We start from the raw sequence: 12,143 nt of genomic DNA on the forward strand, positions 1-12,143 counted from the left end.
CAACTCATTGTGGTTGTCCTTTTTTGGTTTGCCTTTTGTGTGATAGTTGTGAGATAAAGAGGTGCATACTCGGTTACTCACTCAAGCCATGTCATATTTCTCTTTCAGCCGTCGGATATCGGCTCTTGGCGGCGCACCGAACATGCGTGCATATTCGCGGCTAAATTGAGAAGCGCTCTCGTAACCAACCCGGAACGCTACATCTGCCGCGTCAGCAGATTCGGCCATCAGAAGTCGCCGTGCTTCCTGTAATCTTAATTGTTTCTGGAATTGTAATGGACTCATGGCTGTGATCTCTTTGAAGTGACGATGGAATGAAGAGACGCTCATGCTGGCGGTCTCAGCCAGATCTTCAATGCGAAATGGCTGTTCCCAATGATGAACGATGTACTCAATCGCTTCTCTGATCCGATAAGTGCTGCTACCTTCAACCGCAATCTGCGCCAGTTCTCCTCCGTAAGGCCCTTGAAGGAGGCGGAACAGGATTTCTTTAACGTACAACGGAGCCAGAAACGGAATCTCTCCCGGCGTATCCAGCAATCGAACAAGTCGGATTACAGCGTCCTGAATGGACGATTCCATCTGACCTACAAACATGGCTCGTCTGGCGTTTTCGTTGAATGTTACCTTGATATTGCATTCGTTAAGTACTTCGAGAATTTGGTTCGGTGTGAATTCGAGCTTGAGACTTAAGTAGGGTGCATCAGCGGATGCCTTGATAATCTGCCCGATGACCGGGAGATTCATGGAAGCAATCAGGTAATTGGAAGGTCCGTATTCATAACGCTCCTGTGCGAGCAATACTTCTTTCAGCCCTTGAACAATTACACAAAATGAAGGTTTATATACTCTGTATGCCGGTTCACTAATCTTGGAATGGTGATAGACAAACAGGGAAGGGATCGCCGTTTCCATTGCACCGTTATGATTGGAATGGCGTTCGATCAGGTCACTCAATTCCTGTTTTGGTTGAAATAATTCTTCGGTCATACGTATCCTCCTCACGGATTTAACCTACTCAGATTATAAAGCTTACCGTATAGAAGCAAAAGAGGGCCTGAGAGGATCAGGCAATCAATTAAGACGATTGATATACCGCTTGCAGTCCATGACTCGGCATACTAAGAGTATGTTAACAGAGCCAAGCGATTAAAGTTTATTCGAAAAGTTGGGTGAACAAGGTGATGAAGTGGTTATCAAACCATGTGAGGCAAATTTTGATTGACAGGCTCGAATCACAGATTAAGTATGAAGAAAATTCCGTACATCGAGAGATATACTTCACATGCTGGTTAGAGCTAGTTACCGAAGAGGTCGAGACAAAATCAGTTAACAGAACAAATTCAAGGAGGGTGTGAAATATGGATTATGTGAAATTAGGACGTACCGGTCTGGAGGTCTCCAGATTATGTCTAGGTTGCATGAGTTACGGTGTACCGGAACGCGGAATGGCTCCTTGGTCCCTGAATGAAGAGCAGAGTCGACCGTTCATACAGAAAGAATTGGATGCTGGTATTAATTTCTTCGATACTGCCAATATCTATTCGGATGGAACCAGTGAGGAAATTGTTGGACGTGCGTTGAAGGATTTTGCCCGTCGGGATGAGATTGTTCTGGCGACCAAAATTCACCATCTGGAGGATGCAATAGCAGCCCTTACGGTGAAGCTGACTGTGGAAGAGATCGGTTTTCTAGAAGAAGCGTATGTACCGCATCCGGTAACAGGCAATCTCAGTTGATCCGAATTCTTAATGTTAAAGTCGCCATTCGGCGGCTTTTTTTATAGTTATCTGATGAGTGAATTGACAGTTCTTATATATTAAGGTTATTATAGATACATTAGATCCTTAATTGAGAAGGAGATTATAATCTATGAATAACGGACATTCATCCGGTCAAACGAACGAATCATCGAGTGGTCATTCCGCTCCTTTTGCTACGTTACAGGAAACACCTATCTTATCCTTGCTCCAGCCATCCCAAGGTGAACGTATTCTTGATGTGGGTTGTGGCAATGGGGATCTCACAGCCAAAATTGCAGCCGCAGGAGCGCTGACAACAGGTATAGATTTTTCAGAAGAGACGATTAGGCAAGCTAAACAGAAATACCCTGATATGAATATTCAAGTCGAAAATGCTTGTCATTATCGGACAGAAGAAACGTTTGATGCGGTCTTCTCTCATGCCGTTCTGCATTGGATAAAGGATGCTCCAGCTGTAGTACAATCCATACAGTTAGCGCTCAAGACGGGAGGACGATTCGTGGCTGAGTTTGCTGGAAGTGGCAACACGGCTATATTAATATCAGCGGTACGAGAAGAATTGGATGCCCGTGGATATGAATGGGAAGGACGGAATCCATGGTATCACCCGACGATTGGCGAATATGCTAATCTACTGGAACAGAACGGATTTCGAGTTCGTCTGGCCCAGCACGTGGACCAATTTACCCCGTTCAAGCCAGGTGCCAGAAAGTGGTTGACCAGCTTCGCGGAGTATTTATTCAGTGGTATCACAGCTGCGGAACAGGATGTTATTATGGAAGCAGTTGAGAAAAAAGTACAGCCACAACTGATGCGGGATGGACAATGGTATTTGGACAGAAGCCGACTGCGAGTCGTAGCTATTAAGGAATAGGGGAATGCGGTATGAAAGTGGACAAACCCAAGCTTCAGGAGCAGTTGCTCGAACCGGAAACGATTGTATTTCTCGAATCCAAAGTGGAGTACAAACACAAACTGATCGAGAGCATTACATTAGATCAACAGGAAGCGAGTAAGGTTTCCTTTGAAAATGTTGTATTTAGACATGTGACAATCTCGGAGTCTGCCTTGGAACAATTTGAATTCACCGATGTCCGGTTCGAACACTGCGATTTCTCCAATGTCAATCTCTCTGGTGCCTTCATGCACCGGATCGAATGGCATAACTGCAAGTTTGTCGGAACTGATTTTTCCAATAGCCGATTGCAAAATGTCAATTTCCTTCATGGTCTAGGCGACTATAGCAATTTCCGTTTTGCCCATCTGAAACAGGTCTCTTTCTCGGAATGTACCTTGATTGGTGCGGACTTTGCCTATCTGGCACTGCAAAAAATGGAGTTCAGTCAATGTAACATCGACCAAGCTTCCTTAACGGGGACCAAAATGAAAGATTTGGATCTTAGCGATTGCGAATTTGACTCCTTGGTGTTGACCATGGAAGATCTCAACGGTTGTGTGATTTCACCACATCAAGCCGCCACATTTGTAGGATTAATGGGTTTGATTATCAAATAAATGGTATGATCACATTTACGGGGTTGCCAAGATAGCGGAAGTGTGTATAATTGGAGTCACATTAGAATAAAAACAGGTTTTCTAGGGTTCCGCGGCGGATGTGTCGGTCTGGTCCGAGAGAAAACCCGCAACCTGTTGGTTGTGCCACGGAGGGATAAAAGCCTGGGAGATGAACTGCTACATGCAGTTTGTTTCCCGGGCTTTTTTTGTTTTTTCGCTAATGAATCCTTACAGGCTGTACAAAAAATGTAGTAGAGAAGGAGTGTTACAGGAATGAATAAAACGTGGATGTCGGTTGTGATTGCTGCTTTCTTTGAAGTGGGTTGGGTCATTGGATTGAAACATGCGAGTGGTCTGCTGGAATGGGGCCTCACCCTGGTTGCGATTATGATCAGTTTCAGCTTAATGATTGCAGCTTCGCGGACACTGCCTGTGGGAACCGTGTATGCAGTATTTGTTGGCCTGGGTACCGCTGGCACGGTACTTGCAGAGATTGTTCTGTTTAATGCACATGTCCAAACCGGAAAAATGGTACTCATTGGTCTACTTTTACTCGGCGTAATTGGTCTTAAAATGCTGAGCAAAGAGAAGAATAAGGAGGTGCAACTATAATGAACTGGGTATTTCTTATCTTGGCAGGTGTATTTGAGATGATCGGAGTGCTTATGATAAACAAGTTGCACAAAGACCGTAATCTCATTTCACTGGTTCTATTGGTAGCCGGGTTTGGATTGAGCTTCCTGTTCCTGTCCCTTGCGATGGAAACTCTTCCGATGGGGACAGCATATGCGGTATGGACGGGAATCGGAGCCTCCGGCGGTGCTATTCTTGGCATGTTATTTTACGGAGAACCTCGAAATGCCCTAAGAATTCTGTTTATCGCTATGGTGCTTGGATCGGCAGTCGGTCTTAAATTGGTCAGTTAAACAAAGTGATATTAAAAAGATAATGTACAGATTACGTTTTTAATGGTATCCTTATACGTTACGTGTGAAATAAAAGATGCGTCTTATTGATAGATGTGCGTAAATGAAGGAGACAACATGACATTTAAGGACTTAAATATTATCCCCTCTATTATGGAAGGGTTAAGCAAAGCAAACTATACTAATCCTACCCCTATACAGGAACAGGCCATACCAGCTGTATTAGCTGGCAGAGATCTGCTGGGATGTGCACAGACAGGAACAGGCAAGACGGCAGCATTTTCGGTGCCGATCATTCAATTATTAAGCGAAAGATCCAAAGGACCCAAGTCCACACGACATATTCGCTCATTAATTTTGACACCAACACGAGAACTGGCTATTCAGATCGCGGATAACATCAAGGTATATAGCCGGTATACGGACATTCGTTGTACGGCAATTGTTGGCGGCGTTTCGCAAAAAGTACAAGAGCGTGCGTTGAATCAAGGTGCAGATATTATTATCGCAACACCTGGTAGATTGAACGATCTGATTAATCAGAAACGTATTGATCTGAAGATGGTTGAGATTCTCGTTCTGGATGAAGCAGACCGGATGTTGGACATGGGCTTCATTCATGATGTGAAAAGAATCATTGCCAAAATGCCGAACAAAAAGCAGACGCTGTTCTTCTCAGCTACAATGCCTCCTGAAATCACCAAAATGGTTAAAACCCTGCTGGTTGATCCAGTCAAAGTAGAAATCACACCGGTATCTTCAACGGTAGACCGTATTGAGCAATCTATATATTTGCTGGAGAACGGTAAAAAGCAACATATGTTGAACCAAATTTTGGAGGATAAATCCATCGTCACGGCATTGGTGTTCACACGCACGAAGCGCGGCGCTGACCGGGTTACACGTGATTTGGCCAAAGTGAATGTTACGGCACAGGCTATTCACGGCAACAAGTCTCAGAACGAGAGACAACGGGCACTGAACAACTTCAAGAGTGGTGCAACACGTGTATTAGTTGCGACGGATATCGCGGCAAGAGGAATTGACGTGGAGGAACTGTCACATGTCATTAACTTTAACCTGCCTAACATTCCGGAAACGTATGTTCACCGTATTGGCCGTACAGGTCGAGCTGGCAAAAGCGGAATGGCAATTTCGTTCTGTGAAAAGGATGAACTTCCATTCCTGAAGGATATCGAAAAAGTAATCAAAAAGACGATTCCTGAAGTGAAAGGTCATCCGTATCCAATGACAGGTGTACCTGTGTTTGATAAAACCAGCAAAGCATCAGGTAGTAAACCTTCGTTCAACAAATCGGCTTCAGGCAAACCGGCGAAGTCCAAAGCTAACCCGGCACGCAAGCCCAAATCCGAATGGTTTGCCAAGAGTGGTAAATCAAACAGTAGTCGTTCAAACGACGGTAGACCGAATAGCAGTAGATCAAACAGCAGTAGCAGTAAATCAAGCCCTGGCTCATTCAGCCGCAGCAGCAAAACTAGGAATGATAGAGCCAATTAAGAGTTGAATAAATCCAGATAAAACCTTCTCCATTCATGTGGAGGAGGTTTTATTATGTGCTTTTATATGCAACGAGCTTATTTACATACGAACTTACATTCGGTATCATTATATCGTCCACTGGTGAAAGGGAGGTAGTGACTTGAAGGATACGATGATTGAATACAGTTTGAAGAAGAAAGGCGCGACCAAGGATTATCCATTTGGTCCTGATCCAGTCGCGATTAAGGTTGCGGGTAAGATGTTCGCGCTTATTTTTGAAAACAAAGAAAAGCACTGTCGCTTAAACTTAAAATGTGATCCCATTATTGCAGAGAACCTGAGAGAGCAGCATGAAGCCGTTCGACCAGGATATCATATGAATAAAAAACACTGGAATACCATTACACTGGATGGTTCCTTGTCAGATGAGGATATCTACGTCATGATCGATCACTCGTATGATATGGTTGTCAAATCCCTTCCGAAAAGCGCTCGGGAATCTCTGGCCGAATAGTGAAGCATTTCTATTTGAGTTAACACCAATTTAACTCATGTTACTCGTCATTCATCAGGTCAGTGACCTGGAGTTTCTCATATGTCTCGGCTAATGTCTGTCTATTCGTCGTGTATTCGATTTTATAGATACAGGAGTAGATGACGTTTAACACATATTCAAAAGCAATCTGGGAAGAAAAAGATCCAATCTTGGCAAGCTTCACTTCATCATCGGGAACTCGTATACAGATGGTGCTGAGCTTTGCCAGTTCACTCTGACTGGTTGCCGTAATGGTGATAAAAGGGATACTCTCGCGCTTAAAATGATGGGCCGCTGTAATATAACTCTGAGATTTTCCATGATAGGTTAGGAAAATGGCACAATCTTTTGTCGTCAGATTGACGGTATGGTGCGCCCATTCAGAAAGCTCGGTGGCAATGACTACATATTTGTTGATTTTGAACAATTTATTTTGAAAACTTTTCGCCCGGATCTGTGAATCGCCCAAGGCATAGATGAATATTCGGTCAGCCTGATCCAGTAATTGTGCTGTACGTGTCAGCAATTCGTCGTCCATATAAGCTACATTCTTTTCGATGGTTTCCTTCATTAACTCGGCAATTTCTTTTGCCACCTGAAGCGAAGACTCACCCAGACTGAACGGATAATTAGGGTCCACATTGGATATGTTCTGGGCGGAGTCCTGCTCAAATTCCCGGGCAAGTCGAATCATGAATTCTTTGAAGCCAGTGAGTTCAAGTTTGTGAATGAGTCGGTTAATTGCCGAATGTGAGGTATAGGTGACTTTCGCGAGTTCTTGCACATTGAAGTGTAGAATACGGTCCTTATGTGTCAATATATAAGAAGCGATGCTTTTTTCATTCGGTGTAAAGTTATACATGTCGGATAATTGAGTTAGTATTTTCAATAAATTCACCCCAAATAAGTTGAATAACGTCGATTAACGGGCGTTCATTAAACATTTTGTTTATAGACAGACCGTTAAGGATACATAAATATGGTCGATTGTACCGTTATGGCGGCAAAGCCTTTAAACAGGGCTGTCTTCTTTTATAATAAATGAAAAAGAGCTTTGGGGGGAATGATTATGTTAACCATCGGATACATTGGTAATGGCAAAAGCACGAATCGATACCATCTTCCGTTTTCATTGAATCGGGATCATCTGAACGTAAAGACCATATACGCACGCAATCTGGATAAAACCGAGTGGGATCGTATACCTGACGTAAACTACACGGATGATGTCTCCACGTTGATGAATGATGAGGACATTCAATTGGTGGTGGTCTGCACACACACGGAGTCCCATTATTCATACGCGAAAATGGCACTTGATCACGGAAAACATGTGCTTGTGGAGAAACCGTTCATGTTAACACAGGCCGAGGCCATATCCATCTTCCAATACGCCAAAGAGAAAAATCTGGTGATCCAATGTTATCAGAACAGACGTTATGATTCGGACTTCCTTACAACGAAGAAAGTAATTGAATCAGGCAAGTTGGGGGATCTGTTGGAAGTAGAGATGCACTACGATTACTATCGCCCGGAAATTCCGAACAACACCTCCCATTTTTCCAAATATAACAGCTATCTATACGGGCATGGGGTGCATACCATCGACCAGGTGTTGTCCTACTTTGGCAAGCCGGATACCATCCATTCCGATGTGCGTCAACTGCTTGGTGAGGGAAGAATGAACGATTACTTTGACCTGGACTTTTATTATTCCACCCTCAAGGTATCCGTCAAATCAAGCTTTTTCCGCTTGAAGCCCCGTCCAAGCTTTGTGGTATATGGCAAGAAGGGGATGTTTGTGAAACAAACGGAGGATCGTCAGGAGGAACATCTGAAATTGTTTTATCTGCCAAAGGGACATGCTGATTTTGGCGTGGATCTCCCACAGCACTATGGCGTCTTGACCTATCTGGATGATGAAGGAGTCTATCACGAGGAAAAAGTGGTTTCGGAGATTGGCGACTACGCCCGAGTGTATGACGATATCTATCAAGCCATTGTACATGGCAAGGATAAGGTCATCAAAGATGAAGAAACGATTATCGCGATGGGGATTCTGGAACAAGGTATAGCCGCATGCAAATAAACAAATAAGCATTTGAGCTTACGAATATAGATCAGTTTCGAAGAAAAGGTAAGTAAAGATGAGCGACAAAAAGCCACCTTCTGGTGGCTTTTGTCATTCAATTTATTTCATTTTGAGTTTTGGAATGCATCTGGACTTGTGAGGTATTAAGTTAAATCTACAACCACTTTAACCGTTCCTTTGGCCTGAATGGCTGTATTAAAGGCTTCCTGGATATCATCCAGTTTGTATACCTGTGTTACAAGAGTAGATAATTCAGGATGGAAGTGGGTCAGATGTTCCACAACCTTACTGAAATCCTCGTGCGTGTATCCACTGGAACCTTTCACTTGCACTTCTTTGGACATCACCTGTTGCAGGCTGATGGGCACCTCGGTTTTATATACGGCAATAATGGAGATTCTGGCCTGCGGTTTGACAATCTTCATGATCTTCTCGAACAACACGGGAGCACCAGCCGCATCGATAAATACATCGACATTAGGCACCTCAACGCCGTATACATTAACGGTGCCGTAGTGTGCAGCCAGTCCCTCTTCAAGTGTAGTAGCCGAGGTATTCACGGTCAGAGCACCGAGTCCTGCAGCTTTGGCGAGACGCCATTCGTCGATATCGACAACACATACCTGTTTCATACCCTCAGCAATCAGACTTGCAGCAGCCAGCAGGCCAATCGGACCCGCACCCATGACGACAATCCGATCTTCAGGCTTCGGATCTGCACTGAAAGCCCCATGTCGTCCTACACTCATGGGTTCAATCAATGAGGCTACTTCTGCCGGAACACTTGGATCTATTACATATAAGTTATAATCAAGCTGGGCTTCTTCTACCAGAACGTACTGGGAGAATCCGGAGCATTCCAGCGATTTGCGTCGTCCGACTTTTTTGGAGGTAATGGGATTAATGCCTACACGCATTCCGATGTGGATCTCCGAAGCAACGTCAGAGCCGATCTCAACAACTTCACCAACCATCTCATGTCCAAATTCAGAGCCCAGGCTGATGCCCATATCTCCTTGACCCACTTTAACAATATTAATATCGGTTCCGCAGATTCCACCGCGCAGATTTCGAACCAGAACATCGGTTGGACCGACAACCGGCATTGGTTTTTCTTCCACACGAATATCATTTTTACCATAATAAATAGCTGCTTTCATCATGATTCACTCCTTATGACTGATTATCATTCACTGCTTGAGCGACTGAGTACGTTTATCATGATGCAGCGATGTTTCCGTGTTGTTTGAATATTGTTTATGAGATATTAATTTAACAGATGGATAGATAGACGGTTTAAACAATTTTTTAACATCTGGACATTATAATGATGACATGCAGCACGAGAGGATGATTAGATGATCAAAATACTTGTGGTAGAGGACGATATTAAACTGAATCGTATTATCTGTACATATCTAACCAATAACGGTTATCACGCTATCGGATGTTTTAATCCGCGAGAGGCGTATGATTTGATGTATAACGACATGTACGATCTTCTGATTTCCGATGTCATGATGCCAGAGATCGACGGATTTGAGTTTGCAGAGACGGTGAGACAGATTAATAAAACCATTCCCATTCTTTTTGTTACAGCACGTGACGATATTTCCTCGAAACAAAAAGGGTATCAGGCTGGGATCGATGATTATATGGTCAAACCAGTGGATCTGGACGAGCTCGTCCTGCGTGTAGGTGCGCTGTTGCGGCGGGCCAATATTGCCCATGAGAAGAAGCTGAGTGTAGGAAGTCTGTTGATGGATGCAAATGATATGACAACAACGGTGAATGGAGAAGAAATTTCCGTAACGGTGCGAGAATTCAATATCCTTTACAAACTGCTCTCCTATCCCAAACATACCTTTTCCCGTGCACAGCTGATGGACGAGTTCTGGGGCATAGACAGTCAGACCAGCCTGCGTGCAGTGGACGTCTACATTGTGAAACTTCGGGACAAGTTCTCCGTGTGTGAGGATTTTAAAATCGTAACGGTTCATGGACTTGGCTACAAGGCCGTATTGCAATGAGCAAGACACAGATCACGGACGTGCGAATTAAAAAGCCACTACTATCATGGAAAGAGTTTCTCGGTACGTATCTCTTGTTATCTACATTGACCGCAGGACAAGCTCTCATCTATAACGCCTATCTGCCCGTGGGTTATGTCCCATGGCCCTACATTTTCGGTATCTCGGGATACTGGGTCATCGTCAGTCTTATTTTTTGCCTGGTGACAGCAAGGCAGAAGTATAATGCCTTCGATAAGCCGATGCGCAAGCTCAGTGAGGCTGCGAAGCAGGTAGCGGAAGGTGATTTCTCCGTATATCTGGAACCGATTCACCGAGCGGATAAGCAGAACTACGTGGATGTGATGTTTGAGGATTTTAATAAAATGGTAGAAGAACTGAACAGTATTGAAACGTTGAAAAATGATTTCATCTCCAATGTATCTCACGAGATTAAGACCCCGTTATCGGTCATCCACGGGTATGCCATGGCGTTGCAACAGGATGATATACGCCCAGAGCTCCGAAAAGAGTACACAGAAACCATCATTTCTTCCACGAACAAACTCGCGACCCTCGTCGTTAATATCCTGAAGCTGAACAAATTGGAGAATCAGGAGATTACCCCTGTTGCCGAGCCTTATGATCTGTGCAGGCAGCTTGCCGAATGTGCTCTATATTTTGAACAGACATGGGAAGAAAAAGATATTGAATTCATGGTGGATATCGAAGATCGTGCAATCATTCATGCGGAAGAGAGCATGCTGGAGATCGTATGGCATAACCTCTTCTCCAATGCGCTCAAATTCACATCTCCCGGAGGAAAGATCACCCTCAAGCAGACGTCGGATGAAGACTCCATTACAGTCATGGTATCCGACACAGGTTGTGGTATGAATGAAGAAACGATGAAACATATCTTCGATAAATTCTTTCAAGGGGACCCCTCCCATCACGGAGAAGGGAATGGCCTTGGCCTCGCTCTTTCCTTGCGTGTCATCGAGTTGGTAGGGGGTGTTATTTCAGTGGAGAGCAAACCGCAGAAGGGCACAACCTTCACCGTTAAGCTAAAAGTGGGAGAGTAACATATAGCCTAGTTACGTGAGCTTAAATAGCTAAGCCTGAATTCGAAACCATCGAATTCAGGCTTTTATTCATATTTCGTAAACATTTCATAAGCAACTTATAAACATTTGGCCGGTACGATAGGAACATCCAATGAGGGATATCAGGAAAACAATTGAGGAGTGATGCCAAGCATGAATGAGATGATCAGAACTGAACATAGCTTCGTCGGCTATGAATATAAAGACGTCATTGTGAAGCAAGATGTTGAATCATTGTATACGGACGGATATGCTCACTTTGGATGGATTCTGGAAGCTACTTCAACACCATTTCAAAACGTGGGTTCTGTCACGATGAAGTTTAAGCGGGATCGCAAGATTCGCAACAAAGCGGAGTTGACCCGCCTGCAAAGACAGTTCGAATCCTGTGTTACCGAGATAGCAACATTGGAACGATCCAAGATCATGGGAGCTTCTGCCGTTGCTTATTTTATCGGAATTGTCGGCACAGCATGTATGGCTGGTTCGGTGTTTGCATATCAGGCTAACATGCTGCCTCTTACCATTACTCTGGCGATCCCTGGTTTCGCAGGCTGGATTATTCCGTATTTCAGCTATAGCGGGCTTCGCAAGAAAAAGTCCGACAAGGTCACGCCGTACATTGACAAGAAATATGACGAAATATACGAGGTATGTGAAAAGGCGAATGGTCTGCTCGCCAAGTAGTATGAATATC

General features: G+C 44.1%; 13 protein-coding genes, 1 pseudogene and 1 riboswitch. Of the genes and pseudogenes, 11 read left to right on the forward strand and 3 right to left on the reverse strand.

What is annotated here, in order from left to right; translation table 11 throughout:
* Positions 1–81: 81 nt before the first annotated feature.
* Complete coding sequence (locus V6669_RS14335; RefSeq protein WP_338594542.1) at positions 82–990, reverse strand: AraC family transcriptional regulator; 909 nt, start codon at positions 988–990, stop codon at positions 82–84.
* A 371-nt stretch (positions 991–1,361) separates the two neighbouring features.
* Here V6669_RS14335 and V6669_RS14340 point away from each other — a divergent pair.
* The 7 genes and pseudogenes from V6669_RS14340 to V6669_RS14370 all read left to right on the forward strand — a co-directional run.
* Positions 1,362–1,631: pseudogene (locus tag V6669_RS14340) on the forward strand (aldo/keto reductase); the annotation flags it as partial.
* Positions 1,632–1,872: 241 nt separating this feature from the next.
* Entirely contained in the window at positions 1,873–2,637 is a 765-nt protein-coding gene (locus V6669_RS14345; protein ID WP_338594543.1) for a methyltransferase domain-containing protein, read from the forward strand.
* Positions 2,638–2,648: 11 nt separating this feature from the next.
* Complete coding sequence (locus V6669_RS14350) at positions 2,649–3,278, forward strand: pentapeptide repeat-containing protein (protein ID WP_338594544.1); 630 nt, start codon at positions 2,649–2,651, stop codon at positions 3,276–3,278.
* A gap of 70 nt (positions 3,279–3,348) precedes the next feature.
* A riboswitch (guanidine-I (ykkC/yxkD leader) is annotated at positions 3,349–3,449 on the forward strand.
* Between the two features lie 102 nt (positions 3,450–3,551).
* Positions 3,552–3,890 (forward strand): SMR family transporter, encoded by a 339-nt coding sequence (locus tag V6669_RS14355; protein ID WP_338594545.1) that lies wholly within the window; start codon positions 3,552–3,554, stop codon positions 3,888–3,890.
* Positions 3,890–4,204 (forward strand): multidrug efflux SMR transporter, encoded by a 315-nt coding sequence (locus V6669_RS14360; protein ID WP_338594547.1) that lies wholly within the window; start codon positions 3,890–3,892, stop codon positions 4,202–4,204. Before V6669_RS14355 ends, V6669_RS14360 begins: the two co-directional genes overlap by 1 nt.
* Positions 4,205–4,321: 117 nt before the next feature.
* Positions 4,322–5,722, forward strand: coding sequence for a DEAD/DEAH box helicase (locus tag V6669_RS14365; RefSeq protein ID WP_338594549.1), 1,401 nt, complete (start codon positions 4,322–4,324; stop codon positions 5,720–5,722).
* A gap of 142 nt (positions 5,723–5,864) precedes the next feature.
* Entirely contained in the window at positions 5,865–6,218 is a 354-nt protein-coding gene (locus V6669_RS14370; protein WP_338594550.1) for an MmcQ/YjbR family DNA-binding protein, read from the forward strand.
* 40 nt (positions 6,219–6,258) lie between these two features.
* Here the strand turns inward: V6669_RS14370 and V6669_RS14375 are convergent, their stop codons facing one another.
* Positions 6,259–7,128 (reverse strand): MurR/RpiR family transcriptional regulator, encoded by an 870-nt coding sequence (locus V6669_RS14375; RefSeq protein WP_338594552.1) that lies wholly within the window; start codon positions 7,126–7,128, stop codon positions 6,259–6,261.
* A 180-nt stretch (positions 7,129–7,308) separates the two neighbouring features.
* On the opposite strand from V6669_RS14375, the gene V6669_RS14380 reads away from it, so the two are divergent.
* On the forward strand, positions 7,309–8,328 hold the full coding sequence (locus tag V6669_RS14380; protein WP_338594553.1) for a Gfo/Idh/MocA family oxidoreductase: 1,020 nt from the start codon (positions 7,309–7,311) through the stop codon (positions 8,326–8,328).
* Between the two features lie 146 nt (positions 8,329–8,474).
* Here the strand turns inward: V6669_RS14380 and V6669_RS14385 are convergent, their stop codons facing one another.
* Positions 8,475–9,494 carry a zinc-binding dehydrogenase gene (locus tag V6669_RS14385; protein WP_338594555.1) on the reverse strand — a complete coding sequence of 340 codons (1,020 nt, stop codon included), beginning with the start codon at positions 9,492–9,494 and terminating at the stop codon, positions 8,475–8,477.
* Positions 9,495–9,689: 195 nt separating this feature from the next.
* On the opposite strand from V6669_RS14385, the gene V6669_RS14390 reads away from it, so the two are divergent.
* From V6669_RS14390 to V6669_RS14400, 3 genes are all read left to right on the forward strand, one after another.
* Positions 9,690–10,361, forward strand: a complete 672-nt coding sequence (locus V6669_RS14390) for a response regulator transcription factor (protein WP_338594556.1) — start codon at positions 9,690–9,692, stop codon at positions 10,359–10,361.
* Positions 10,358–11,425 (forward strand): HAMP domain-containing sensor histidine kinase, encoded by a 1,068-nt coding sequence (locus V6669_RS14395; RefSeq protein WP_338594557.1) that lies wholly within the window; start codon positions 10,358–10,360, stop codon positions 11,423–11,425. The genes V6669_RS14390 and V6669_RS14395 overlap by 4 nt, the downstream gene beginning before the upstream one ends.
* Positions 11,426–11,599: 174 nt before the next feature.
* Complete coding sequence (locus V6669_RS14400; RefSeq protein WP_338594558.1) at positions 11,600–12,133, forward strand: hypothetical protein; 534 nt, start codon at positions 11,600–11,602, stop codon at positions 12,131–12,133.
* Positions 12,134–12,143 lie beyond the last annotated feature (10 nt).

It is taken from the genome of Paenibacillus sp. Y5S-9, from assembly GCF_036894235.1.
In the GTDB taxonomy this organism is placed as follows: Bacteria; Bacillota; Bacilli; order Paenibacillales; family Paenibacillaceae; genus Paenibacillus.